This is a genomic window from Rhodanobacter sp. C03 (genome assembly GCF_002001175.1).
Taxonomy (GTDB): Bacteria; Pseudomonadota; Gammaproteobacteria; order Xanthomonadales; family Rhodanobacteraceae; genus Rhodanobacter.
On the sequence record NZ_MUNT01000005.1, the window covers coordinates 211,400 to 234,858 of the forward strand.

General features: G+C 64.3%; 25 protein-coding genes. 12 read left to right on the forward strand and 13 right to left on the reverse strand.

The window, feature by feature from the left end; translation table 11 throughout:
• Window positions 1-158: 158 nt before the first annotated feature.
• Entirely contained in the window at window positions 159-1,493 is a 1,335-nt protein-coding gene (locus B0E48_RS07800; RefSeq protein WP_077517564.1) for a DEAD/DEAH box helicase, read from the forward strand.
• 110 nt (window positions 1,494-1,603) lie between these two features.
• On the opposite strand, the gene fghA is transcribed toward B0E48_RS07800, so the two are convergent.
• Window positions 1,604-2,452: an S-formylglutathione hydrolase gene (gene fghA, locus B0E48_RS07805; RefSeq protein WP_077517566.1), complete on the reverse strand. Its 849-nt coding sequence runs from the start codon at window positions 2,450-2,452 to the stop codon at window positions 1,604-1,606.
• A 142-nt stretch (window positions 2,453-2,594) separates the two neighbouring features.
• Here fghA and B0E48_RS07810 point away from each other — a divergent pair, with 142 nt between their 5' ends.
• Together B0E48_RS07810 and B0E48_RS07815 are read left to right on the forward strand one after the other, a co-directional pair.
• Complete coding sequence (locus tag B0E48_RS07810) at window positions 2,595-4,553, forward strand: DEAD/DEAH box helicase (RefSeq protein ID WP_077517568.1); 1,959 nt, start codon at window positions 2,595-2,597, stop codon at window positions 4,551-4,553.
• Window positions 4,554-4,679: 126 nt separating this feature from the next.
• Window positions 4,680-5,462 (forward strand): class III extradiol ring-cleavage dioxygenase, encoded by a 783-nt coding sequence (locus tag B0E48_RS07815; protein ID WP_077517674.1) that lies wholly within the window; start codon window positions 4,680-4,682, stop codon window positions 5,460-5,462.
• 43 nt (window positions 5,463-5,505) lie between these two features.
• On the opposite strand, the gene B0E48_RS07820 is transcribed toward B0E48_RS07815, so the two are convergent.
• Window positions 5,506-5,892 (reverse strand): YkgJ family cysteine cluster protein, encoded by a 387-nt coding sequence (locus B0E48_RS07820; protein WP_077517570.1) that lies wholly within the window; start codon window positions 5,890-5,892, stop codon window positions 5,506-5,508.
• Between the two features lie 100 nt (window positions 5,893-5,992).
• Window positions 5,993-6,862 carry a neutral zinc metallopeptidase gene (locus B0E48_RS07825; protein ID WP_077517675.1) on the reverse strand — a complete coding sequence of 290 codons (870 nt, stop codon included), beginning with the start codon at window positions 6,860-6,862 and terminating at the stop codon, window positions 5,993-5,995.
• Between the two features lie 122 nt (window positions 6,863-6,984).
• Here B0E48_RS07825 and B0E48_RS07830 point away from each other — a divergent pair, with 122 nt between their 5' ends.
• The gene (locus B0E48_RS07830) at window positions 6,985-7,377 is read left to right on the forward strand and encodes an MAPEG family protein (RefSeq protein ID WP_077517572.1); all 393 of its coding nucleotides are present in this window, start codon (window positions 6,985-6,987) and stop codon (window positions 7,375-7,377) included.
• A gap of 5 nt (window positions 7,378-7,382) precedes the next feature.
• On the opposite strand, the gene B0E48_RS07835 is transcribed toward B0E48_RS07830, so the two are convergent.
• Complete coding sequence (locus B0E48_RS07835; RefSeq protein WP_077517574.1) at window positions 7,383-8,159, reverse strand: class I SAM-dependent methyltransferase; 777 nt, start codon at window positions 8,157-8,159, stop codon at window positions 7,383-7,385.
• 205 nt (window positions 8,160-8,364) lie between these two features.
• Between B0E48_RS07835 and B0E48_RS07840 the strand changes: the two genes are divergently transcribed.
• A complete protein-coding gene (locus tag B0E48_RS07840) occupies window positions 8,365-9,204 on the forward strand; it encodes a type II CAAX endopeptidase family protein (RefSeq protein ID WP_254423893.1) in 840 nt (279 codons plus the stop codon).
• On the opposite strand, the gene B0E48_RS07845 is transcribed toward B0E48_RS07840, so the two are convergent.
• The 8 genes from B0E48_RS07845 to B0E48_RS07880 all read right to left on the reverse strand — a co-directional run bounded on the left by B0E48_RS07845 (window position 9,179) and on the right by B0E48_RS07880 (window position 13,971).
• Window positions 9,179-9,781 carry a Maf family protein gene (locus B0E48_RS07845; RefSeq protein ID WP_077517576.1) on the reverse strand — a complete coding sequence of 201 codons (603 nt, stop codon included), beginning with the start codon at window positions 9,779-9,781 and terminating at the stop codon, window positions 9,179-9,181. The genes B0E48_RS07840 and B0E48_RS07845 overlap by 26 nt on opposite strands.
• A gap of 39 nt (window positions 9,782-9,820) precedes the next feature.
• Window positions 9,821-10,270 carry a GNAT family N-acetyltransferase gene (locus tag B0E48_RS07850; RefSeq protein WP_077517578.1) on the reverse strand — a complete coding sequence of 150 codons (450 nt, stop codon included), beginning with the start codon at window positions 10,268-10,270 and terminating at the stop codon, window positions 9,821-9,823.
• 30 nt (window positions 10,271-10,300) lie between these two features.
• Window positions 10,301-10,771: a 23S rRNA (pseudouridine(1915)-N(3))-methyltransferase RlmH gene (gene rlmH, locus B0E48_RS07855; RefSeq protein WP_077517580.1), complete on the reverse strand. Its 471-nt coding sequence runs from the start codon at window positions 10,769-10,771 to the stop codon at window positions 10,301-10,303.
• 14 nt (window positions 10,772-10,785) lie between these two features.
• A complete protein-coding gene (gene rsfS, locus B0E48_RS07860) occupies window positions 10,786-11,172 on the reverse strand; it encodes a ribosome silencing factor (RefSeq protein WP_077517582.1) in 387 nt (128 codons plus the stop codon).
• 85 nt (window positions 11,173-11,257) lie between these two features.
• A complete protein-coding gene (locus B0E48_RS07865) occupies window positions 11,258-12,340 on the reverse strand; it encodes a nitronate monooxygenase (RefSeq protein ID WP_077517584.1) in 1,083 nt (360 codons plus the stop codon).
• 126 nt (window positions 12,341-12,466) lie between these two features.
• Window positions 12,467-12,748, reverse strand: coding sequence for a pentapeptide MXKDX repeat protein (locus B0E48_RS07870; protein ID WP_077517586.1), 282 nt, complete (start codon window positions 12,746-12,748; stop codon window positions 12,467-12,469).
• A gap of 114 nt (window positions 12,749-12,862) precedes the next feature.
• A complete protein-coding gene (locus tag B0E48_RS07875) occupies window positions 12,863-13,564 on the reverse strand; it encodes a DUF1345 domain-containing protein (protein ID WP_077517588.1) in 702 nt (233 codons plus the stop codon).
• Between the two features lie 131 nt (window positions 13,565-13,695).
• A complete protein-coding gene (locus B0E48_RS07880; RefSeq protein ID WP_077517590.1) occupies window positions 13,696-13,971 on the reverse strand; it encodes a GNAT family N-acetyltransferase in 276 nt (91 codons plus the stop codon).
• Between the two features lie 151 nt (window positions 13,972-14,122).
• On the opposite strand from B0E48_RS07880, the gene B0E48_RS07885 reads away from it, so the two are divergent.
• Window positions 14,123-14,548 carry an OsmC family protein gene (locus B0E48_RS07885; protein ID WP_077517591.1) on the forward strand — a complete coding sequence of 142 codons (426 nt, stop codon included), beginning with the start codon at window positions 14,123-14,125 and terminating at the stop codon, window positions 14,546-14,548.
• Between the two features lie 16 nt (window positions 14,549-14,564).
• Here the strand turns inward: B0E48_RS07885 and B0E48_RS07890 are convergent, their stop codons facing one another.
• Window positions 14,565-15,662 (reverse strand): 3-deoxy-7-phosphoheptulonate synthase, encoded by a 1,098-nt coding sequence (locus B0E48_RS07890; RefSeq protein WP_077517592.1) that lies wholly within the window; start codon window positions 15,660-15,662, stop codon window positions 14,565-14,567.
• Window positions 15,663-15,901: 239 nt separating this feature from the next.
• Here B0E48_RS07890 and B0E48_RS07895 point away from each other — a divergent pair, with 239 nt between their 5' ends.
• From B0E48_RS07895 to B0E48_RS07920, 6 genes are all read left to right on the forward strand, one after another.
• Window positions 15,902-16,825, forward strand: coding sequence for an oxygenase MpaB family protein (locus B0E48_RS07895; protein ID WP_077517594.1), 924 nt, complete (start codon window positions 15,902-15,904; stop codon window positions 16,823-16,825).
• Between the two features lie 78 nt (window positions 16,826-16,903).
• The gene (locus tag B0E48_RS07900) at window positions 16,904-18,775 is read left to right on the forward strand and encodes a 3'-5' exonuclease (protein ID WP_217317871.1); all 1,872 of its coding nucleotides are present in this window, start codon (window positions 16,904-16,906) and stop codon (window positions 18,773-18,775) included.
• 51 nt (window positions 18,776-18,826) lie between these two features.
• Window positions 18,827-20,401 (forward strand): FAD-dependent monooxygenase, encoded by a 1,575-nt coding sequence (locus tag B0E48_RS07905; protein ID WP_077517596.1) that lies wholly within the window; start codon window positions 18,827-18,829, stop codon window positions 20,399-20,401.
• A 330-nt stretch (window positions 20,402-20,731) separates the two neighbouring features.
• On the forward strand, window positions 20,732-22,885 hold the full coding sequence (locus tag B0E48_RS07910; RefSeq protein WP_139350201.1) for a TonB-dependent siderophore receptor: 2,154 nt from the start codon (window positions 20,732-20,734) through the stop codon (window positions 22,883-22,885).
• Between the two features lie 10 nt (window positions 22,886-22,895).
• Complete coding sequence (locus B0E48_RS07915) at window positions 22,896-23,192, forward strand: hypothetical protein (RefSeq protein WP_077517600.1); 297 nt, start codon at window positions 22,896-22,898, stop codon at window positions 23,190-23,192.
• Window positions 23,192-23,455: a hypothetical protein gene (locus B0E48_RS07920; protein WP_077517601.1), complete on the forward strand. Its 264-nt coding sequence runs from the start codon at window positions 23,192-23,194 to the stop codon at window positions 23,453-23,455. Before B0E48_RS07915 ends, B0E48_RS07920 begins: the two co-directional genes overlap by 1 nt.
• Window positions 23,456-23,459: the final 4 nt, after the last annotated feature.

Consider the following 23,459-nt stretch of genomic DNA (forward strand, 5'->3'; position numbering starts at 1 on the left):
TTCGCCATTCCATTCAGTTTGGTGACCATCGCACAAGCACTACACCGCAGGATCAGCTATACTTGGCGGCGCAGTCGTTCTGACTGCTGCGACACAAGTCGCCCTTTCCCTTAGTCTGCAACACGGTATGAACACTCCGGGTTGCTCAGGAGTGTTACATGTCCTTCGATTCGCTGGGCCTTGCGCCCGCGTTGTTGCGTGCGCTTGCCGATTACGGCTACACCCAGGCCACCCCGATCCAGGCTGCCGCGATTCCACCGGCACTGGCAGGTCACGACCTGCTCGCCGCGGCGCAGACCGGCACCGGCAAAACCGCTGCGTTCGCGCTGCCGCTGCTGCAAAAACTTTCCACCAGTGGCCAGACCATGACGCGCCGTCCGCGCGCCCTGGTATTGACCCCAACCCGCGAGCTGGCTGCCCAGGTGCATGAAAACCTGCGCGATTACGGCAAGCACATGCAGGTCAGCGCCACCACCATCTTCGGCGGCGTCAGCATGGGCCCGCAGATCAACGTGCTGCGCCGCGGCGTCGACATCGTCATCGCCACCCCGGGCCGGCTGATCGATCACATGCAGCAGCGCACGCTGGATTTGTCGGCCGTGGAAACGCTGATCCTGGATGAAGCGGACCGCATGTTGGACATGGGCTTCCTGCCCGCACTGAAGCGCATCCTGCAGTCGGTGCCGAAGAAGCGCCAGACGCTGCTGTTCTCCGCCACGTTTGCACCGGCGATCAAGACGCTGGCGATGGAGTTCATGCACAACCCGAAAGAGATCTCGGTTTCGGCGCCGAACACCGTCACCACCCTGGTCAGCCATCAGGTGCACCCGGTCGATGCCTCGCGCAAGCGCGACCTGCTGCTGCACCTGCTGTCGGCCGACAGCCGCCGGCAGTCGCTGGTATTCAGCCGCACCAAGCATGGCGCCGACAAGCTGGTGACCTTCCTCAACGCCTCCGGCCTGCGCAGCGCCGCGATCCACGGCAACAAGAGCCAGAACGCGCGTACCCGCGCACTCAGCGACTTCAAGAGCGGCCGCATCACCGTACTGGTGGCCACCGATATCGCTGCGCGTGGCATCGACATCGAGCAGTTGCCGATCGTGATCAACTTCGACCTGCCGTCAGTCGCTGAAGACTATGTCCATCGCATCGGCCGCACCGGCCGCGCCGGCATGGAAGGCCTGGCCGTATCGCTGGTCAGCCACGACGAATCCGGCCTGCTGTTCGACATCCGCAAACTGCTCAAGCAGGACATTGCAATCACGCCGATCGCCGGTTACGAGCCTTCGGCACCGCTGCGACTGGATGCCGGTGCACCGCGCCCGAAGCAAGGCGGCGGTGGCGGTGGCGGGCAACGTCAATCGCGCGCACCGCGCCAGGGCAAGCCTGCTGGTTCGGCTCGGCCGAATGGCTACGCGCCGCAAGGCCGTGGCGAGCACGCCGCCGGCAACCAGCGTCGTCGCTCGAATTCGCGTCCGGCCGCCAAGGCCTGAGTCCACAGGCCGCCATGTAGGAGCGACGTCAGTCGCCAGGCTCTCCCGTTTCAGCTTCAGCAAAAAGCGTCGCGGCTGAAGCCGCTCCTACATTTGCTTTCGGATTGCCGCTACAGCAATCCGAGTGCCGTGGCGTGATGGCGCAGGTGATCGTCGATGAAACTGGCGATGAACCAGTAGCTGTGGTCGTAGCCGGCATGTCGGCGTAGCAGCAATGACTGGCCTGCTTCGGCACAGGCCTGGTCGAACAGTTCGGGCTTCAGCTGGACCTCCAGAAACTGATCGGCCTCACCCTGATCGATCAGGATCGTGCCGGGAAAGGTTTGTCGCCGCACCAGTGCACAAGCGTCGTAACCGGTCCAGGTGTCCTGGTCGGCACCGAGGTAGCGCGGCAGCGCCTTGCGTCCCCACGGCACCTCACTCGGCGCCACGATTGGCGCGAACGCTGATACCGAGCGGTAACGCGAGGGATGTTTCAAGGCGATCGTCAACGCGCCATGGCCGCCCATCGAATGACCGCAAATGCCGCTGCGCGAGACATCCACCGCAAAGTGGGTGGCGAGCAGTGCCGGCAATTCATCCACCACGTAGCTGTGCATGCGAAAACGTGACGACCACGGCGCTTCGGTGGCATCAACATAGAAGCCGGCGCCCTCACCGAACTCCCAGTCACCGGTGGCGCCGTCGATACCGGTGCCGCGTGGGCTGGTATCGGACATCACCAGTACCAGGCCAAGTTCGGCGGCCAGCCGCTGTGCACCGGCCTTGATCGTGGCGGTTTCCTCGCTGCAGGTCAGCCCGGCCAGGAAATACAGCACCGGGCAGCGTTGCTGCACGGCTTGCGGCGGCTGATACACGGCAACACGCATCGGGCCGCCGCAAGCGTCCGACTGGTGCCGGTAAAAGCCCTGGATGCCGCCATGCAGCCGCTGTTCGGAAATCGTCTCAAACATACCCATCGTCCTTACATCCACCATTCCAGCATAACCACGCATCTGCCCTTCACGTTCAGCCAATACCGCAACGCGCAAGGCCGCAGACTGATAGAATGCACGACTTGCGCGTCGCATTCCCGATGCCGCTTCCCGTTTCGAGGTTCCCATGTCATCCCCCGCTTCCGACAACGCCCCGGTTCCGTCCGGCTTCGGCGCACTCGCGCTGCACCCCGACGTTTTGCGCGTACTGTCCGACGTCGGCTACGAATCGCCTTCGCCGATCCAGGCCGCCACCATCCCGCCGCTGCTCGAAGGCCGCGACGTACTCGGCCAGGCGCAGACCGGCACCGGCAAGACCGCCGCGTTCGCGCTGCCGATCCTGTCGCGGATCAGCCCGCGCGCCGGCAAGCCGCAGGCACTCGTGCTGGCGCCCACGCGCGAACTGGCGATCCAGGTCGCCGAGGCCTTCCAGCGCTACGCCGCACACATCCCCGGTTTCCAGGTGCTGCCGATCTACGGTGGCCAGAGCTACGGCCCGCAGCTGCACTCACTGAAGCGCGGTGTGCATGTGGTGGTCGGCACGCCCGGCCGCGTGATCGATCACATGGACAAGGGCACGCTGGATCTGTCCGAGCTGAAATATCTGGTGCTCGACGAAGCCGACGAGATGCTGCGCATGGGCTTCATCGACGATGTCGAGAAGGTACTGCAGGCGACTCCGCCGGAACGCCAGGTCGCGCTGTTCTCGGCGACGATGCCCAGCGTGATCCGCAAGATCGCCCAGCGCCACTTGAAGGATCCGGTCGAGGTCACGATCAAGTCCTCCACCAGCACCGCGCCGAACATCCGCCAGCGCTACTGGTTCGTCAGCGGCATGCACAAGCTCGATGCCTTGACGCGCATCCTCGAAGCCGAACCATTCGACGCGATGATCATCTTTGCGCGCACCAAGCAGGCCACCGAAGAACTGGCCGGCAAGCTGCAGGCGCGCGGCCTCGCTGCCGCCGCGATCAACGGCGACATCGCCCAGCCGCAACGCGAGCGCGTGATCCAGCAGCTGAAGGACGGCAAGCTCGACATCCTGGTCGCCACTGACGTGGCCGCGCGCGGCCTCGATGTGGAACGGATCAGCCACGTATTCAATTACGACATCCCGTACGACACCGAAAGCTACGTGCATCGCATCGGCCGCACCGGCCGCGCCGGTCGCGCCGGCGACGCGATCCTGTTCGTCAGCCCGCGCGAGCGCGGCATGCTGAACGCGATCGAGCGCGCCACCCGCCAGCCGATCGAGCAGATGCAGCTGCCGTCGGTCGACGTCGTCAATGACGTGCGCATCGGCAAGTTCAAGCAGCGCATCAGCGACATGCTGGCGCAGGGCAACCTGGGCCAGTTCCAGCAGCTGATCGAACAGTACGAGCAGGAACACAACGTGCCGGCGCTCGAGATCGCTGCCGCACTGGCACGCATCGCACAGGGCGACCAGCCGCTGCTGCTGGCACCGCCGCCGAAGCGCGAAAAATACGAACCCGCCTCACGTGAGCGTGTCGAGCGCGCGGCACCGCGCGAACGTACCAGCAGCGAGCGCCGTCCGTCGTCCGACCGCGAGGGCGCGGCGAGTCGCCCCGTCCGTGAGCACAAACCACGCGAACACAGCGCGCATGAGCGTGCCGGACACGAGCAGGCACCACCGCGCGAATTCGGCCATCGTCCGGCACGCGCGCATGCCACCGAGGAAGGCAAGCGTACCTACCGCATCGAGGTTGGCCACGAGCACGGCGTAAAGCCGGGCAACATCGTCGGCGCGATCGCCAATGAAGCTGGACTGGAAAGCCAGTTCATCGGCCGCCTCAGCATCCGCGACCACTACAGCCTGATCGACTTGCCCGATGGCATGCCAAAGGAAGTGTTCGAGCACCTCAAGAAAGTATGGGTGGTACAGCAGCAGCTGCGCATCCACGAGTGGGACGGCACCGACACCGACGCCGGCCATGCGGCGCCGGCGCACAAGCCGGGTGGCTTCAAGAAGCCCGGTGGATTCAAGCCGGGCGGCTTCAAACCCGGCGCTCCCAAGCTCGGTGGTTTCAAACCGCGGCACGCTGGCGGAAAACCGCCGCACAAGTGATTCGCAAAACACTCGGCCGGGTCGCCTGATCGTTTCGATCGGGCGACAGCGTGTTTCCAGCGAGGTCTGATGGAAAATACATTGGCGCCCATACTTCATGGGCAACCTTTGCCAATGGACGACGCCATGACCAGCCTGCCCAGTCTGTACATCTCGCACGGTTCACCGATGACCGCGCTGCAACCCGGCCTGACCGGCGAACGGCTGGCCGAGCTGGCCGCCGTGCTGCCGCGGCCAAAGGCGATCGTGATGGCCAGCGCCCACTGGCTGTCACGGCGGCCGCAGGTCGGCAGTGCGACCAGACCCGAGACGATCCACGATTTCGGCGGCTTTCCCGCACCGCTGTATCAGCTGCGCTATCCGGCGCCGGGGCATTCCGCCTTGGCCGACCGCGTCATGCAGCTGCTGGATCATGCGGGCCTTGCGCCCATCGCCGATCCCGACCGCGGCCTGGATCACGGCGCCTGGGTGCCGCTGCGCTTGCTGTATCCGGCAGCGGACATTCCGGTGGTACCGGTCTCGATCCAGCCCGAACTCGGCCCTGCGCACCAGTACGCGCTGGGACAGGCGCTGGCACCGCTGCGCGACGAGGGCGTGCTGGTGATCGGTTCGGGCAGCATCACCCACAACCTGCACGATCTCCGCGCCGGCTACAGCGACGAGCGGCAGGCGCCGTACGTAAAACCATTTATCGACTGGATCGAACAGAAGCTCGCCGCTGGCGACATCGACGCGCTGCTCGACTATCGCCACCAGGCGCCATTCGCCGAACGCGCGCATCCCACCGACGAACATCTGTTGCCGCTCTTCGTGGCGTTGGGTGCGGCCGGTGCGAAAGCCCACGCACAACGGATCGACGCAGGCATCGACATGGGCCTGCTGGCGATGGACATCTATCGGTTCGATTGAGCGGAAGCTTCGCGGCTGAAGCCGCTCCTACAGGGGGCGAGCTTCAAGCGATCTGCGGCAACGGCGGCGTGTCGGTATCGAATGGCTCGAGCCAGTCCTGCGGCGTCAGCACCGGCAGCCCATGCGCGAGGCGTCCCTTGTCGCATTGCAGACTGATCGTGCCGAACTCCCACGACGGCTGCACTTCTCGGCATACCGACGGCCGCCGTGCGTAGATACCACAATGCGCCGCCACACCTATGGTTCCCTGCAGAGCCACGCAGCGTGGATGCGCGGCATCGGTGCCGAGCATCGCCAACCGGTGCGGATCAAGTTTCTCGGTGAGCTCCGGTGGTACGCATCCACCGAGCGATGCATCCGCCTCCGACCAGTGGAATGACACGCGGAAGAAGGCACAACAGGCACCGCAACGCAGACAGGGGTGTTTCATCAAGCTGACCATGGCGCACCCCGAGGCACGCAGCCTGCGGAGTCTAGGGCGTAAAAGGCCTGCCATGTGGCAGGCCTTTCTTCACAAACGCCGAATCGTCCTACGGCTCGCCGGCAAACGTGTCGCACTGGGCCATGTTGCCGCTGCTGAAACCGGTCTTGAACCACTTCACCCTTTGCGCGGAGGTGCCATGAGTGAACGAGTCCGGGACGACCGTGCCGCGCGCCTCCTTTTGCAGGGTGTCGTCACCGATCTGGCTGGCGGCATTGAGTGCCGATTCCACGTCGCCTGCCTGCAGCCATTGCAGCCGTTGCTGGCTGCGGTTGGCCCACACGCCGGCAAAGCAGTCTGCCTGCAGTTCCTGCCGCACCGACAAGCCATCTGCGCCGTCCATGGGTTGCCCCTGCCGCTGCAACTGCTGCACCTTGTCGAACACACCGGTCAGCTTCTGCACGTGGTGGCCGACTTCATGTGCGATCACATAGGCGCGGGCGAAATCGCCGGAGGCATGGAAACGATCCTGCAGTTCCTGAAAGAACGCGACATCCAGATACACCTTCTGGTCGCCCGGGCAATAAAACGGTCCGACTGCAGTCGAAGCAGCACCGCAGGCGGTATTCACACCACCGCTGAACAACTCAAGCTTGGGATCGACGTAAGTATTGCCATTCGCCGCGAAAATATCGCCCCAGGTCTTTTCGGTCGAACCGAGGATCTTTTTGACGAACAACTCCTGTTGGGGGTCGACCTGCGCGGGCACGCCTGTCTGGGTCGGTGCAGAAGATTGACCGCCGCCCTGGTCCAGCAGTGCCAGCGGATTCTTGAAGAAAACCCAACCAAGAATGGCGAGCACGATGAGACCGCCTATTCCCATGCGGCCACCGCCACCACCAAAGCCCCGACCTCCGCCGCCACCGCCGCCGCTATCGACCTCGACGTTGTCGCTGGTTTCGCCTTTCTGCCAATCCATATGCCCCTCGCTACTGATTGACGCACCGGACCCGGTGCCGCACAGCGACGATAGCGCCTTGTCCGGCATCACGCCACGCATGTGCTGCGGCTACAGTAGGCGATCTTTCCCGAGGATCCACCATGACCCATCTGCCTGCCCTGGTTACCCTGCTCACCGTCCTGTTGCTGTTTGGCACCATGTGGGCCGTGGGCCGCGCCCGCGGCAAGTACGGCATCAAGGCGCCGGCAATCAGTGGCGATCCGGCGTTCGAGCGCGCTTACCGGGTGCAGATGAATACGCTGGAAAGCACGGTGATGTTCCTGCCCACGCTGTGGCTGGCGGCAAACTACGGTTTCAGCGGCTGGGCCGGCGTGGCCGGACTGGTCTGGATCGTCGGACGCGTCTGGTATGCGTTGACTTACCTGCAGGACGCCGGCAAGCGCGGCCCGGGTTTCGCGGTCGGCATGCTCAGCTGGGCCGCGACCCTGCTGATGGCCGGCGTCGGTGTCTTTCGCGTGCTGATGCTCGGCTGACGCCGTCAGGCAAGCAAGCCAGGCGTCAGCGCGCTCAACACCCATACACGGTGAGGCACCGCCATCGGCTCGGTCGCATGTCGGGCTGTCAGCATGGTAGCCAGTTCGCTGTCGAAACGTTGCACCCTGGCCCTGTCCAGCACCGCGCCGATGGCGGCACTGGCGCGAATGCGGCCGCGCCAGTCCACATGGCTGTACGGCACATCGAGGTCGAATGAATACGTGCGCAGACCGGTGAAGCCGGCCTCGGCCACGTCCTTCAACCATGCCGGATACAGGCCGCTGCCGCTGTGCATGGTCCAGCCCGGGTTGCAGGTCAGGATCAGCCGTTCGGTGTCCTGCACCAGGTTGCCGTTCAACGGCAGCCAGTCGAAATGCGCAATCACCAGTCGACCGCCAGGCTTCAGCCAGCTACGCGCGAGCGCCGCCGTGCGCTGCCGATCGAACCAGTGCCAGCATTGACCCGCGGTGATCACGTCAAACGAGGCTGCGGCGAAGTCGGCATTCTCGACGCGAGCACGCACCTGCTTCACTTGTACGCCCGCCGCGCGATCGAGTTCCGCAGCCTCTGCCAGCAGCGAAGCGGAATGATCCAGCGCGGTCAGCTCGCAACCGCGCACGGCCAGTCCGCGGGCGACGGTCCCGGTGCCGCTGCCCAGGTCCAACACGAGGTTGCCCGGCTGCACCGTACCGTCGGCAAACAACCGCTCGAAGAAGGCATCAGGAAACCCGGCGCGATGGCGCGCGTAATCACTGGCAGTCCTGCCAAAATCGATAGCCATCGATGTCCCCTGACCCGCTCGGTATCCGGATGTTACCGCGATTTCTTGCGGCCGCAAGTCACCGATGGATACGGCGATTACAACGACGACCATGCCGATCGACCGATTGCGCCGATCGCCGGCAGGCAACTAGTTTGTGTGCGTTGAACGTCGCACGAGTCGTCCGGGCAAATCGTCTGCGCGACTGTCCAGGATCAGCTTCACCATGGATGCCATGTACACCCAAACTTCCCTGTTGCCGTCTGCCACACCACCGGTGCCGCTGATGCCGCCGCTCGTCCGCGCGCCCAGCCTGTGGAGCGCACTGGGATTGATCGCACTGTATTTCCTGCTGCAGGCCGTCGGCAGCGCCCTGATCGCACTGGTAATGGGCCTGATGACCGGTTTCGTCCATTTGCAGCAAGGCGTGGCTCATGCCGGTGACGGAATCCGCGCCATGCTGGAACAACCCGGTACGCAGGCGTTGCTGGTGATACTCACGCTGGGCCTGGCTGCGGCATGGATCCTGCTGCTGACACAGCGTCGCTGGTCGCATCTGTGGTCGCTGGCACAACCACCGGGTTTCGGTTTCGTGCGCCCGGCACGCTCACGGTTCCTGCTGCTGGCGGTCGCGATCGGACTGGCTGCACCATTGCTCGGCGGATGGCTGACCCAGTTGCTGGCGCATGGACACGTGGTGACCCAGGACATCCAGCAACTCGGCGCCGGCACCCCGTTGGCGTGGCGCCTTCCACTGGTGCTGGTCGTGGTGAGCTTGGGGCCGGTGGTGGAGGAACTGTTGTTCCGCGGCGTGTTGCTGTCGGCACTGCTGTGCCGCTGGCAGCCGGCCTGGGCGGTGGCGATCAGTTCGCTGACGTTCGCCCTGGTGCACCTGCCCGGGCTGCAGTGGCAATGGTTCGCGTTGCCTGACCTGGTGTTGCTGGCACTGGCGCTGGCATGGCTGCGGCTGCACTCGGGTTCGATCTGGCCAGCGGTGCTGGCGCATGGCATCAACAATTTGCTGGCCGTGGCGGGTTGGTTTATCGCGGCCAATCTGCACGGTTGAGGCTCATGCCCGCGGTCGCATCGAAATCGCGCAGCAGGCGCGCGGTTTCGAATACCGGCAGTCCCATCACACCGGAATAGCTGCCCTGCAGATGCTCGACCAAGGCCGCACCGCATCCCTGGATCGCATACGCGCCAGCCTTGCCGAACGGCTCGCCAGTGGCCACATAAGCAGCGATGGTCGATTCGTCCAGTGGCGCGAAGCGCACCTGCGATAGGCACACCGCACACTGCTCGCGTGCGGCGCTGACCAGCCACACCACCGAGATCACCGCATGCGTGCGCCCGGACAGTCGCCGCAGCATCGCGGCAGCATCCTCTGCATCGTGCGGCTTGCCGAACACTTCATCGTCCAGCACCACCTCGGTATCCGCACCGAGCACGACAGCATCACTGGCGTGAGCCATACCGGCCAGTCCGGCATGCGCTTTGTCACGCGCTACCCGGCTCACGTACGCCTGCGGCGATTCGTCCGGCGCACGCTGCTCCGCCACTTCGACATCGAGTACCACGAAATCGACACCGATCTGTTCCAGCAACTGGCGGCGGCGCGGCGACTGCGAAGCGAGATGAAGCATGCGAATTCCGATCGATCATGAAGCTGCCAGCGTAACGGCTTACAGCGTGAGGCTGTACTCGCAGAACTGCCGCTCGCGCTGCCAGCCCAGCGATTCGTACAGCGCCTGCGCCGGCGCATTGTCCAGCGCGGTCGACAGCGACAGGCTGGCCGCGCCCAGCGCCCGTGCATGTTCCGTCGCCGCCGTGAGCAGCGCCGCCGCCACGCCCTGCCGGCGCGCCGATGGCACCACAAACAGGTCGTTGAGCAGCCACGTGCGCACCGTGCGCACCGAGGAAAACAGCGGATAGAGCTGGGTGAAGCCGAGTCCGCCCCCGTGTTCGTCGCGCGCCAGCAGGATCAGCGACTCATGGTGGCGGAAGCGTTCCGCCAGAAAATCGTGCGCTCGCGCCAGGTCCGCCGACTGGCCATAGAACTGGCGATAACCGTCGAACAGCGGTGCCAGCGTATCGAGGTCGAGGATCGTGGCCTGACGGATCTGGAAGGACATGACGAATGAGTTCCTTGGGCAGGACAGTGATCAGGCTCGATGATAGGGATGTCCGGCCATGATCGTGGTAGCACGATACAACTGCTCGGCCAGTACCAGCCGCACCAGCATGTGCGGCAGGGTCAGCGAGCCGAGTGACCAGCGCTGGTCGGCACGCGCCAACACGTCGGCTGCGTGGCCGTCCGGCCCACCGATCAGGAACGCCAAATCGCGTCCGGCCATGCGCCAGCGCGCCAGTTGTTCGGCCAGCTCCTCGCTGGCCCAGGTCTTGCCGCGCCCATCAAGCGCAACCACGTGGCTGTCATGCGGCAGGGCAGCGAGTATCGCCGCACCCTCGTCCTGGATCGCCCGCGCATCGTCGCGACCCTTGCCGCGAATGCCGGGTTTCAGTTCGACCAGTTCCAGCGGCAACTCATGCGAGAGCCGCTTGCGGTATTCGGCAAAGCCTTCGGCGACCCAGCCGGGCATGCGTTCGCCGACAGCGATCAGGCGTGCGCGCATGCCGAAGATTCAGCTCAGCCGGCTTGCATGGTATCGACTTCGTGCCCGTGGTCGCCCACCGTCCACAACCGCTCGAGACCATAGAACTCGCGGATGCGCGGCAGCATCACATGGACGATCACGTCGCCCAGGTCGACCAGTACCCATTCGCCTTCCACTTCGCCTTCCACGCCCAGCGGCATCACACCGGCCTTCTTGGCGAACCGGGCGACTTCGTCGGCAATGGATTTGACGTGGCGTGCCGAGGTGCCGGAGGCGATGACCAGCAGGTCGGCGATGGAGGTCTTGCCGCGAACGTCGATCTCGCGAACGTCCTTGGCTTTCAATTCTTCCAGCGCGTCGATGACGGACTTGCGCAGGGTGGCCGTGGTGACGGCCTTGTTCGTACGGGCAGTACTCAAGAGGAGGAGCCTCAATGCGTGATCGCAGCGCAAAATGCCGCGGACGCAGTATAACCGCCTGCCGGCGAGGGTGCTTTGGACACGCTCAGGGTGCCTGCAACCGTCTGGCCAGCCGGTATTCGTGCATCAGGCGCGCCACCAGCTCGGCGGCCGGCTGCGGCCGCACCAGACCAGCGGCCTGCCCGCACCATTCGGACAGCAGATCGCCGCGCCCGGCGGCCGCAGCGGCCCGGCGCAACGGCGCAGTCAGCGCATTCAGCACCGGATACGGCAGTCCCTGTGCGGCGTGCGGCATGGCTTCGACGAAGCGGTTACGCAGGCCCCGGGCGGCGCGCCCTGAGAAACCCCGGATGGTGGTGACCCGGTGTTCCTCGACCCGAGGCAGATCCTGCTTCCACGCCTCGGCCGCCGAAGATTCCGGGCAAGTGAGGAAGGCGGTACCGAGTTGGCTGGCCGCCGCACCGAGGATTTCCGCCGCCAGCATGCCGCGGCCATCCATGATGCCGCCAGCGGCGATCACCGGAACATCCCACCCACAAGCCGCCAACGCACGCACGGTGAGCGGCAACAACGCAAACAGGCCGATCATGGCGTCCTCGGCCTCATGCAGGAAGGTGCCACGATGGCCACCGGCCTCGGCGCCCTGCACGCAGACGGCATCCGCGCCGCCTTCGGCCCAGGCGCGCGCTTCGGCCACCGTGGTGGCAGTACCGATCACGTAAATGTCGCGCTGCTGCAGCTCGCGCAACTGCGCCGGGCTGATCACACCGAACGCAAAGCTCGCTACCGCCGGGCGAGCCTCGCACAGGGCGGCGAACTGATCGGAGAAACGTGGCGCCCAGCGCACCGGCAGGCTGGTACGAACATCGAGACCTTCCTGCACCATCAGCGCATCGAGCTGCTCGCGCGCCTTCGCCACTGCCGCCATGTCGGCATCGAATTCATCCGGCAGCACGAAGAGACCGATCGCGTAAGGCCGGTCGCCAAGTGCACGTATCTGCGCCGCTTGCTCGAGGATAGCCTGCGGCTCCAGATAACCGGCACCCAGCGACCCAAGTCCGCCCGCATTCGATACCGCTGCCACCAAAGCCGGTGGTGTCGAGCCGGACATCGGCGCCTGGATCAGCGGATGCTCGATGCCGAGACGCCGAACGAATGAACTATTCATGCCAGGCGACCTGCAGCGGAATCATCGCCAAGTATGCACCTACGCCAGCAGCGCCGAAACTCACGGCACAAACCCGCGGGAGTCTCGTATAGGTGACACTCCCGCGAAAGCCATCCGGCTTGCTGCTTAGCCGCCAGTGCTGGTCGAGCTCGCAGGAGTTTTCATCATCGAGTCGTGCTTCATCGAATCATGCTTCATGGAGTCGTGCTTCATCGAATCGTGCGACATGGAGTCGTGCTTCATGGAGTCGCCCTTCATCGAATCGCCCTTCATGGAGTCATGCTTCATCGAGTCGTGCGACATCGCAGTGCTGGAGCTGGCGGGCATGGCGTCCTGCGCGAACACTGGAGCCGTGGCAAAACCGCAGGTCATGGCGGCAACGAGAAGGGTGGCAAGGCGTGCGTTCATCGGAAGTTCCTGGCAAGAAAGGGATGAAGACGTTCATGCCGTCTCCATCGTTTCATTCGCCGCTCGTCTATCGACGGTTACATCGTCCACACACCCTGCACTATCAATGCCGGCCTAGCCGCCCAGCCCAGCCACGATGTTCACCGTGATCGCGATGATGAACACGTTGAAGAAGAACGCGATCACGCTCTGCAGCAAGGCCACGCGGCGCAGGTAACGGCTAGTGATCTGCACGTCGGAAACCTGGAACGTCATGCCGATCACGATCGCGAAATAGGCAAAGTCCCAGTAATCCGGTTCCGCCGTGTCGGGAAAATCCAGCCCGGAGTGCTTCTCGCCAAAATCGCCGTAGAAGCCGTGCGCATAATGGATCGCGAACATGGTGTTGAGAAACAGCCAGCTCAGCACCACGCTGAGCGCGCCAACCACCACGGCCAGCGCGCCACCGCCCTTGGCCGCATGCAGCTCGTTGCTCAAGGCCACCAGCACTACCGACGACAGCACGATGCCGCTCCACAGGACACCCCAGCGCCCGGTGTCCTGTGCGCGTGCCTGGGTGCGCATGCTCGTCGGCGAGGCCCGGTTGAACATCCGCGCCAGAATGCCCAGAAACACCAGGGCAGCCAGATCGAAGCCAAGCAGGATCGACATGGCCGGACGCAACCCGCTGGCCACCAGCACGCCACTGGTGACGACGAAGATCGCCAACGACACAATCGTCCGCGGGCGGGTTTGCATGAAATGCAACGGTCGCCAGCGGCGTTTCCTGGCCTTCACCGCGACATTCACATCATCCGGCGACGCAGGGTTGTTCATGCATGCCACCGTGTCGACGCAACGCTCGGCGGCACGGCCATGCTGACTATCAATGGATCATCACGCTGAATCACGGAACCTCCGGCACGACCGGCGCAACGGCCAGCGATGCGGCGATGATAGCGGGAGTTTCACCGGCACAAATCCTGATACTCCGGATGCCGCGTGATCCATACCGAGGCATACGAACAGGCCGGCACCACCTTCCAGCCTTCGGCGCGCGCCGCGTCCATGGCTGCCTGCACGAGTGCAGACGCAATACCGCGCCCACCCACTTCAGCAGGCACCCCGGTGTGAGTGATCGTCAATGCACCAGCCACCAGCGTGTAATCGAGTTCGCAATACACACCCTCCACCACCGTTTCGAAGCGATGCGCGGCGCGATCGTGATGAATGGCAAACGGCATGCAAGCACCCATCCGGACGGGATCAGCGCCCAGCATACGGCCTGCTGGTGGTAATCGGAGGTGAAGCGGAAACTTTGATCCCTTCGCGCGATCTGCATGAACGGGTCGCCACACTGATCGCTTGCCCACCACCGCCCCACAGGAGAGCCCCATGAAGAAATCCGCATCTGCCCATTGGTCCGGCGGCATCAAGGACGGCCAAGGCAGCATCTCGACCGAAACCGGCGCGCTGCGCGAGGCGCCGTACGGCTTCAAGTCACGCTTCGAGGACGGCCCCGGTACCAATCCGGAGGAATTGATCGCGGCGGCCCACGCCGGCTGCTATTCGATGGCGCTGTCGCTCGGATTGGGCAACGCCGGGTTCACCGCCGACAGCATCGATACCAAGGCCGTGGTGACGCTGGACAAGGACGGCGACGGCTTCTCGATCACCACGGTGGATCTCAGTTGCCGGGCCAAGATCCCAGGCATCGATACAGCCACTTTTGACCAGATCGCACAGGCAACCAAGCAAGCCTGCCCGGTCTCCAAGGTGTTGAAGGCGACGATCACGCTGGATGCCCGCCTGGACGGCTGATCCTCACTGCGGAAGCTCAGGTACCTGCGCTCGCGATGCGACGTGACGACATCGCGGCAGCGTCGGCTTGGCGACGTTGCCGCACCGCTTGTGCCAGCCGTTCCAGTACCTGGACGGAGCACTCCCAGCCAATGCAGCCATCGGTAATGCTCTGGCCATAGCGCAGCGTCTGCCCGGCCTGCAGTTCCTGGCGCCCGGCGAGCAGGTGGCTCTCTATCATTACGCCGAGGATGCGTCGCTCGCCGTCGGCGATCCGCGTAGCGATGTCCTCGACCACATGTGGCTGGTTCTCGGGCTGCTTGCCGCTGTTGGCGTGACTGACATCGATCATCACTCGGCCCGGCAACCCGGCGCGGCCGATCGCCGCACACGCTGCATCGACGCTGGCCGCATCGTAGTTTGGTGTCTTGCCGCCACGCAGGATCACGTGACAGTCGCCGTTACCGTTGGTGGCGGCGATCGCCGCCTGGCCATCCTTGGTGACCGCCATGAAATGATGCGGCTGCGCGGCGGCCTGCACGGCATCCACCGCGATCTTCACGTTGCCGTCGGTGCCGTTCTTGAAGCCGATCGGGCACGACAATCCGGAGGCCAGCTCGCGGTGCACCTGGCTTTCGGTGGTGCGCGCACCGATCGCGCCCCAGGCGACCAGATCGGCGATGTATTGCGGCGTGATCATGTCGAGAAACTCGCAGCCGGCCGGCACACCCAGCGCATTGATGTCGCGCAGCAGGCCGCGTGCCACCCGCAAGCCCTTGTCGATCTGGAAGCTGCCATCCAGGTCGGGATCGTTGATCAGCCCCTTCCAGCCCACGGTAGTCCGCGGCTTCTCGAAGTACACCCGCATCACGATCTCCAGCGCATCGCCGAACTCACCACGCAGTGGCGCCAGCCGGGCGGCGTACTCCAGTGCGGCAACGGTATCGTGGATCGAGCACGGCCCGATCACCACCGCGAGCCGGTCGTCGGTGCCGCTGAGAATGCCGTGCAACGCCTGCCGCGAGGCATCCACGGTGGCAGCCCCCTGGTCGTCGACCCCGCAATCGCGCATGACTTCGGCCGGCGTGCTGAGGCGGGTGATGGCGCGGATGCGCAGGTCATCGGTGGTGTGCATGGCGGCTCTCCTGATGGGGTTGTCAGTGGCGGCCATAAAAAAACCGCCAGTGGTGCTGGCGGTCTGGTGTGGGATGTGTTGATCAGTTCAAGTTGATCGCGCCCGCGCCGCCGCCGTTGGCTTCGGATAGCCGTAAAACCAGAAATACAGGCGGGCGGTGGCGGAATGCATGATCACATACATAACACAATGGACATCCGAAGCAAATTTCCAGAACCAGCATGGCGATAAACTGCGGCATGCCCTCGCCCCTCTACCTGCTGACCCGGCCTGCCCGCGAACCGATCCGTCGCTGGGTTCTCAGCGCCTTTCCACGCTCCAACACGGGCAGTCTCGACTATGACCACCCTCAGGGTGATCCGGGCCTGTTCGGGCCGAACAGCGCCACCTGGCGCGTGCACTCGGACTTCCCCGGCATGCTGGCCGGCGGCCTCGCTGCGCTGACCTTGCAGACCCTGCATCCGCTGGCATTGGCCGGCGTCTGGGATCATTCCAATTTCCGCGGCGACCTGCTCGGTCGGCTGCGGCGCACCACCGCGTTCGTGGGCGGCACCACCTATGCGCCGCGCACGCAGGCCGATGCGCTGATCGAACACGTGCGGCAGATCCACACGCATATCACCGGCCACGGCGAGGATGGACGCCCGTATGCCGCGGACGATCCAGCGCTGCTCACCTGGGTGCATGTCACCGAGGCGTACAGCTTCCTGCAGGGCTATCGCCGCTACAGCCATGTGGCATTGCCGGGTGACGCAGCCGACCGTTATTACGACGAGGTGCGGCGGATCGCCGAGGCACTCGGTGCACACGCGGTGCCCGCTTCGGAACAGGCCGTCAACGACTATTTCCAGCGGATCCGACCCGAACTGGTCTATACCAAACGCTCGCGCGTGGTGCTCGAACTGCTGGCGCAGGTGCGCCTGCCAATACCCGCTGCTGGCCTGTCACGCGACATGTTTCTGCACGCCGGTGCAGCCCTGCTGCCGGACTGGGCGACTGAACTGCTCGGCCGCACACCACGGCAGCAGCGCCAGGCACGACTGGCGGCCCGTGCGCTGTGGACTGTCGCGCCAGTCTTTCGCGCCGCATTGAAGGATGGCATCGCCAGCCGCGCCTGCCGGCGCATGGACATGCCAGCGGAGCAGTTGCAGCACTGGGCGTAGAGCCATGGCGACCGGTGTGGCATTGACAGCCCCACGCTATCGGCTAACGTCCCATGGACACGTCAGTCAGGGGCGCCTGTGGCAACACTCATTCCGACCCGCAACAGCTGCCTGCCGCGCATGACCGGCGGCGAGAAACGCGTTTCCGAACGGCTGGAGCAAAAACTCGAAGACGACTACCTGCTGTGGTACGACGTGCCCGTCGGACTGAAACAACGCCATCCGGACTTCGTGGTGTTCCATCCGCGCCGCGGCCTGCTGGTGCTGGAGGTGAAGGACTGGAAGGCCGACACCATCCGCCATGCCGACAGCACCCAGTTCACCCTGGTCACCGATCGCGGCCTGGTCAAGGAGGCCAACCCGCTGTTGCAGGCACGCGCCTATGCGCTGGAAATCGGCGTGGTGCTGGAGCGCGATCCGGCGCTGCGCCACTCGCAAGGCTCGCGCCATGCCGGCAAGCTGATCATGCCGTGGGCGTGGGGCGTGGTGCTGGCCAATATCACCCGCAAACAATTCGACGAAGGCGCGCTGGGCGAAGTGCTGCCCGAGCATCTGGTGATCTGCCGCGACGAGCTGTACGAGACAGTCGACGCCGAAGCGTTCCAGGAACGGCTGTGGGCAATGTTCCCGCAGGTGTTCCCGGTGACGCTCACGCTGCCGCAGATCGACCGTGTGCGCTGGCACCTGTTCCCCGAGTTGCGAGTGGAGCCGGGCAGTGGCCAGTTCGGCCTGTTCGGTCCCACCGCTGCAGCGGTACGCCCACTGGAAATTCCCGACCTGATCAAGGTGATGGACTCGCAGCAGGAGCAACTGGCGCGTTCGCTCGGCGACGAGCACCGGATCATCCACGGCGTCGCCGGCTCCGGCAAGACGATGATCCTCGGCTTCCGCGCGATGCAGCTGGCACGCGAACTGGGCAAACCCATCCTGGTGCTCTGCTACAACAAGACCCTGGCCGCAAGGCTCGAACAGCTGATCGGCGAGCGCGGGCTCAGCGAGAAAGTACAGGTCTACAACTTCCACAAATGGTGCCGCAAGATGCTGGTGGCCTATAACGAACCGCTGCCGCCAGGCAACGGTAAAGCGTTCTTCGAGGCGTTGCCGCCGGCAGTGATCGCAGGCGTGGATCGCGGCCAGATTCCGCGCTTCCAGTACGGCGCCGTGCTGATCGACGAAGGCCACGACTTCGAACCGGACTGGTACAAGCTGATCGTGCAGATGATCGATCCGGCCACCAATTCGCTGCTAGTGCTGTACGACGACGCGCAGAACATCTACGGCAATGCCGACCGCCGCAAGATCAGCTGGAAGAGCCTGGGCGTGCAGGCGCAGGGCCGTACCACCATTCTCAAGCTCAACTACCGCAACACACTGGAGATCCTCTCGGTCGCGCGCGGCTTCGCCCATGAACTCCTCGAATCGCGCGGCGACGATGACGACGGCGTGCCGCTGATCGCACCGGAAAGCGCCGGCCGTCGTGGCGCCCTGCCCGAACTGGTGCGCACCGACTCCGCCGGCGCCCAGCTCGATGTGCTGATCGCCCGACTGCGCGACGAGCACGCGCACGGCCGGCCGTATTCCGACATGGCCGTGTTGTTCCGCAACCAGTGGGAAGGCGAGAAGCTGCATGAGGCACTGCAACGCACCAGCATTCCCAGTCGGCTTGCCGACAGCACCGGCAAGCACACGCTGTTCGTGGTCGAGGACAGCGTGAAGCTGGTCACCATGCATTCCAGCAAAGGCCTGGAATTCCCGTTCGTGATCATCCCCGGCCTCGGCTCGCTGCCCAAGCCCGGTCAGACTGAGGCCGATGAAGCGCGTCTGCTCTACGTCGCGATGACCCGCGCCACGGAGCATTTGCTGCTGATCCATCACGATGATTCGGTCTTCAGCAAACGCATCCGCGATTCGATCAATGAGGTGCAGGGGCAGCTGGAGCGTGGTGCGTAAATCCATCTCCAGCTGGGATGATTTGGCTCGCTTCAGGAGCACACTTGCGCCATGCAATCTTCATCGACAGGTGTCCATGACACGCAGGTACTGATCGCGGGCGCCGGTCCCACCGGGCTGGTACTGGCGCTGTGGCTGACCCGGATCGGCGTCAGCGTGCGCATCATCGACAAGACCGCCGAAGCGGGAACCACCTCGCGTGCGCTGGCCGTGCAATCGCGCACACTGGAGTTCTACCGGCAGCTCGGCATCGCTGATGCAGTCGTCGACGGTGGCGTCACGATTGCCGGCATCAATCTGTGGGTCAGGGGTCGCAAGGCCGCACGGGTGCCTTTCCGACAGATCGGCGAAGGGCTGAGTTCGTTTCCCTCGGCGCTGGTGTTTCCTCAGGATGCCCACGAGCGCTTGCTGATCGAACGGCTGCAGACGCTGGGCGTGGCCGTTGAGCGCCAGACCGAGCTGCTGTGCTTCGAGCAAACCGGCAATGGTGTACGCGCCACGCTGCGACAATCCGATGGCACCGAAGTGAGCTGCCGTGCTGCCTATCTTGCCGGTTGCGATGGCGCGCGTTCGATCGTGCGCGAGGTCCTTGGCATCACCTTTCCCGGGGGGACCTATACGCAGCGCTTCTACGTCGCTGACGTGGATGCCGAGGGCCCGGTCACCGATCATGAACTGCACATCGACCTCGACGATGCCGATTTCCTCGCGGTCTTTCCACTCAGGGGAAACGGTCGCATACGCCTCGTTGGCACCGTGCGCGAACCCGCCGATGAAAACAGCGAGCTGGCGTTCGACGACGTCAGCCCGCGCGCTATCACACAACTCCAGCTCGTCATTGCGAAGGTGAACTGGTTCTCGACCTACCACGTGCACCACCGGGTCGCGCCCTCCTTTAGGCAAGGGCGCGCGTTCCTGCTGGGCGATGCCGCGCATATCCACAGCCCCGCCGGTGGCCAGGGCATGAACACCGGCATCGGCGACGCGGTGAACCTGGCGTGGAAACTCGCCGCCGTATTGAACCACCAGGCTGCCGACAGCGTGCTCGACACCTACGAAGCCGAACGCATCCGCTTTGCCCGACGACTGGTAGCCACCACGGATCGCGGATTCACCCTGGCCACCAGCGACGGTGCGCTCGCGCGGCAGGTGCGCACAAGGCTGATTCCTTTGATCGCGCCATGGCTGTTCCGATGGCCCACGCTGCGCCGATTCCTGTTCCGCACGATGTCGCAGATCGGCATCGACTATCGGCACAGCGCACTGAGTGCAGGCAGGGCTGGCGCCGTGCATGGCGGCGATCGATTGCCATGGGTGCGCACGGCAACGGCACACGACAATTTCGACCCGCTCACATCGCTGACGTGGCAAGTGCATGTCTACGGCGAAGCAAGCGCGGAGCTGACAGCGACCTGCGCCGAGCATCAGCTTCCGCTGCACGTCTTTGCCTGGAACGCCGATATGCCACGCGCTGGCCTCAAGCGCCATGCGTTCTATCTGATCCGGCCGGATGGCTACATCGCGCTTGCCGCTGGTGGTGACGGCTCGCGGCAACTACGCGATTACCTGGCCCGTTACAGCGACAACGTATCCATCTCCCCGGCCACGACCGCCGGCAATAGGTAATCCGGCTCGCACCGATCGCAAGCAGTTTGCGCATACGACCCAGCGAGCTTGCGCCGCAAGACGTACTCGCGGGCGGGATTGCCGATCGGTCAATCCATCTATATAATGAGAATCATTCTCACTTGGAGCGCAGTCTGCTCGGGGACTCGGTTTGCACCGACGACCAGCGACACCCAGTGCGGAAACACGATCCTCCCGCGACGAAGGCCCGGTCAGTCTTTCAACTACGACCGGCGACGACAGGAGCGGATCAGTCCGATCCACACAAGTTTGTCCACAGGGCTCCCGATGTCACCATTCCGCTGTCCGTCCGTTTCGCGCGATGTCGCCATGCACCGCCTTTTCGCACTGCCGCAGGCGATCCGCACGGCCTTGTGCGGCTTGCCGCTGCTGGTGGCGCTAGCCGTGCCGGCATATGCCGCCGATACGGCGACAACCAGCGACGCCAGCACGAACGCGCCACAGAAAACCGCGACCACGCTCGGCGGCGTGCAGGTGACGGCGCCGATCGCCAAGGACAGCAATACGGTCACCAAGACCGATACCCCGATCATCGCGATTCCGCAGTCGGTGTCGGTGATCACCGATGAGCAGATGCGCGAACGCGGCATCCACGGCATCGAGGAAGCCGTGTGGTACACCGCCGGCGCGCAGGGCGGCGGTTACGGCAGCGACTCACGCAGCGACTGGCTGCTGGTGCGCGGCTTTACGCCTGCCATGTATCTGGATGGCCTCGCGCTGGCCAACGGCTCGGGCACCAGCATCACCCGCATCGAGCCGTATGGACTGCAGCAACTGGAAGTGCTCAAAGGCCCTTCGTCGGTGGTGTATGGCGCGATGCCGCCGGGCGGCATGGTCAACATGATCAGCAAACAGCCGACCGATCAACCACTGCATGAAGTGGAAGCCCAGGTCGGCAGCTTCGATCTGCGCCAGCTGGCGTTCGATTTCGGTGGCCCGCTGAATGACTCCGGCACCTTGCTCTATCGACTTACCGGCCTGGCTCGCAACAGCGACACCTCGACCCAGTACATCAAGGATGATCGCTACTACCTCGCACCGGCGCTGACCTGGAAACCCAGCAACTCGACATCGCTGACCCTGCTCTCGCGCTTCCAGAAGGCCAACACTGCATCCGGCGCCGGTTTTCTGCCCGCCGACGGCACCTTGCTACCGAACCCGAACGGCAAGATTCCAGCCGACCGCTTCACCGGTGAGCCGGGCCAGAACGATTACAACAAGACGCTCGCCTCGATCGGCTACGCGTTCCATCACGACTTCGCCAGCGGCGTGGCGTTCAACCAGAACCTGCGTTATGGCATCGCCAACGTCGACAACAATGGCGCCAACGTCGGCGCGTTCGGCCTGCTCGCCGATCAGCGCACCTTGCTACGCTATTATTTCCCGAACGAGGATCACACCAAGACTTTCGGCGTCGACAACAACCTGCAATACGACTTCGACACCGGCAGCCTGCAGCACACCGTGCTGGCCGGGCTCGATTACCGTCGTTCGAAGGATGACTACGCCTCCGCGTTCGATTTCAACGCGCCCCCGCTGGATATATTCGACCCGGTCTACGGCAGCCCGGTGACGATTCCCGCCTACACCAGCCGTACCGTGCAAACCCAGACGCAATTGGGCGTATATCTGGAGGACCAGATCAAACTCGGCCGCTGGGGCATCATCATCGGCGGTCGCCAGGATCACGTGAAAACCGATACCGACAACCTGATCGGCAACGTCGGCACGGCGACCCAGACCGACAGCGCGTTTTCCGGCCGTGTCGGCGTCAACTACCTGTTCGACAGCGGACTGGCGCCGTACGTCTCGTACTCGCACTCGTTCCAGCCGACCGTCGGCACCGGTTTCGCCGGCAACGCGTTCAAGCCCACCACCGGTGACCAGTACGAGGCCGGCATCAAGTACCAGCCGGTTGGCGGGAATGGGCTGCTCACGCTGGCCACCTATCAGATCACCCAGCAGAACTCGCTGACGATCGATCCCAATCACACGTTGTTCCAGGTGCAACAGGGTGAAACACGTTTGCGCGGTCTGGAGCTGGAGGGTCGCTGGAACTTCAATCGCAACCTCACCGTCTACGGCGATTACACCTACAGCAACTCGAGAGTGACCCAGACCACTGACCTGCCATCACTCGGCAAGCAGATCGCCTTGCTGCCGAAACAGCAGGCCTCGCTGGGCCTCGACTACACCATCGTGGACGGGGCACTGGCTGGCCTCGGCTTCGGTGGCGGCATGCGCTATGTCGGCGTCCATTACGGCGACATCTACAATCAGTGGAAGACGCCGGAATACACGCTGTTCGATGCCGCCGTGCATTACGACGTGGCTGGCTGGCGGCTGCAGTTGAACGCCAGCAACCTGTTCAACAAGGAATATGTCTCGGTCTGCAACAGCGCCGTCTGGTGCTACTACGGCTACCAGCGCAACGTTACCCTCAGCGCGCGTTACCGCTGGTAAGGTCGCTGGTATGAATCTGCTGTTGAGCAGCCTGGCCCTCGCGCTGACAGCCTTCTCCGCCGTCGTGTTGTATGCCGCATCGCCGCACTGCATGTGGCAGGCCTGTCGTCGCTGGCGGCGACAAGCGCCTGTGTCAGGCGGGCTGTGCGCGATGCTGGCGCTGGCCGTGTGGATCATCGCACTGGGTGTCGCCGTCGGGCTGTGCGCGATGCTGGCCACATGGATGCTGGCTCTGATCTCACTTCCGTACCTGGCCCTGCTCAGCGGCACGCCGAGTGCCGATGCCACCGTCGCGGAGAACGATTGATGTGGGGACGTGCCAGCGCCGGCGTGTTGCCGGGTTTCTTCGTGGCGGCAGCACTGCTGGGGCTGGTCTGCTGGATGCTGCCCGGGTCATGGGAACAGACGCTGGTGCCGGGCCTCATCGCATTCTTTCCGATCTGGATCGGCGTGATCTGCGCAAGCTTCCTGTTTTCCAGCGGCCAGCGCGCCTGGAGCTGGCTGAGCGCGCTGGCCTTGCTGGGATTCGGCCTGCTGTGGCTCCTGCAAACGCTCGACCGCGTCCGCTGAGGTT

Excerpts from the sequence above, each read along its gene's own strand:
- B0E48_RS07865 (WP_077517584.1), bottom strand. The coding sequence starts at position 12,340 with ATGAATAGTTCATTCGTTCGGCGTCTCGGCATCGAGCATCCGCTGATC.
- B0E48_RS07905 (WP_077517596.1), top strand. The coding sequence starts at position 18,827 with ATGCAATCTTCATCGACAGGTGTCCATGACACGCAGGTACTGATCGCG.
- B0E48_RS07830 (WP_077517572.1), top strand. The coding sequence starts at position 6,985 with ATGACCCATCTGCCTGCCCTGGTTACCCTGCTCACCGTCCTGTTGCTG.
- B0E48_RS07800 (WP_077517564.1), top strand. The coding sequence starts at position 159 with ATGTCCTTCGATTCGCTGGGCCTTGCGCCCGCGTTGTTGCGTGCGCTT.
- B0E48_RS07875 (WP_077517588.1), bottom strand. The coding sequence starts at position 13,564 with ATGAACAACCCTGCGTCGCCGGATGATGTGAATGTCGCGGTGAAGGCC.
- B0E48_RS07840 (WP_254423893.1), top strand. The coding sequence starts at position 8,365 with ATGGATGCCATGTACACCCAAACTTCCCTGTTGCCGTCTGCCACACCA.
- B0E48_RS07920 (WP_077517601.1), top strand. The coding sequence starts at position 23,192 with ATGTGGGGACGTGCCAGCGCCGGCGTGTTGCCGGGTTTCTTCGTGGCG.
- B0E48_RS07910 (WP_139350201.1), top strand. The coding sequence starts at position 20,732 with ATGCACCGCCTTTTCGCACTGCCGCAGGCGATCCGCACGGCCTTGTGC.
- B0E48_RS07890 (WP_077517592.1), bottom strand. The coding sequence starts at position 15,662 with ATGCACACCACCGATGACCTGCGCATCCGCGCCATCACCCGCCTCAGC.
- B0E48_RS07835 (WP_077517574.1), bottom strand. The coding sequence starts at position 8,159 with ATGGCTATCGATTTTGGCAGGACTGCCAGTGATTACGCGCGCCATCGC.
- rlmH (WP_077517580.1), bottom strand. The coding sequence starts at position 10,771 with ATGCGCGCACGCCTGATCGCTGTCGGCGAACGCATGCCCGGCTGGGTC.
- B0E48_RS07895 (WP_077517594.1), top strand. The coding sequence starts at position 15,902 with ATGCCCTCGCCCCTCTACCTGCTGACCCGGCCTGCCCGCGAACCGATC.
- fghA (WP_077517566.1), bottom strand. The coding sequence starts at position 2,452 with ATGGGTATGTTTGAGACGATTTCCGAACAGCGGCTGCATGGCGGCATC.
- B0E48_RS07815 (WP_077517674.1), top strand. The coding sequence starts at position 4,680 with ATGACCAGCCTGCCCAGTCTGTACATCTCGCACGGTTCACCGATGACC.
- B0E48_RS07915 (WP_077517600.1), top strand. The coding sequence starts at position 22,896 with ATGAATCTGCTGTTGAGCAGCCTGGCCCTCGCGCTGACAGCCTTCTCC.
- B0E48_RS07820 (WP_077517570.1), bottom strand. The coding sequence starts at position 5,892 with ATGAAACACCCCTGTCTGCGTTGCGGTGCCTGTTGTGCCTTCTTCCGC.
- B0E48_RS07850 (WP_077517578.1), bottom strand. The coding sequence starts at position 10,270 with ATGTCCTTCCAGATCCGTCAGGCCACGATCCTCGACCTCGATACGCTG.
- B0E48_RS07880 (WP_077517590.1), bottom strand. The coding sequence starts at position 13,971 with ATGCCGTTTGCCATTCATCACGATCGCGCCGCGCATCGCTTCGAAACG.
- B0E48_RS07870 (WP_077517586.1), bottom strand. The coding sequence starts at position 12,748 with ATGAACGCACGCCTTGCCACCCTTCTCGTTGCCGCCATGACCTGCGGT.
- B0E48_RS07825 (WP_077517675.1), bottom strand. The coding sequence starts at position 6,862 with ATGGATTGGCAGAAAGGCGAAACCAGCGACAACGTCGAGGTCGATAGC.
- B0E48_RS07885 (WP_077517591.1), top strand. The coding sequence starts at position 14,123 with ATGAAGAAATCCGCATCTGCCCATTGGTCCGGCGGCATCAAGGACGGC.
- B0E48_RS07810 (WP_077517568.1), top strand. The coding sequence starts at position 2,595 with ATGTCATCCCCCGCTTCCGACAACGCCCCGGTTCCGTCCGGCTTCGGC.
- B0E48_RS07845 (WP_077517576.1), bottom strand. The coding sequence starts at position 9,781 with ATGCTTCATCTCGCTTCGCAGTCGCCGCGCCGCCGCCAGTTGCTGGAA.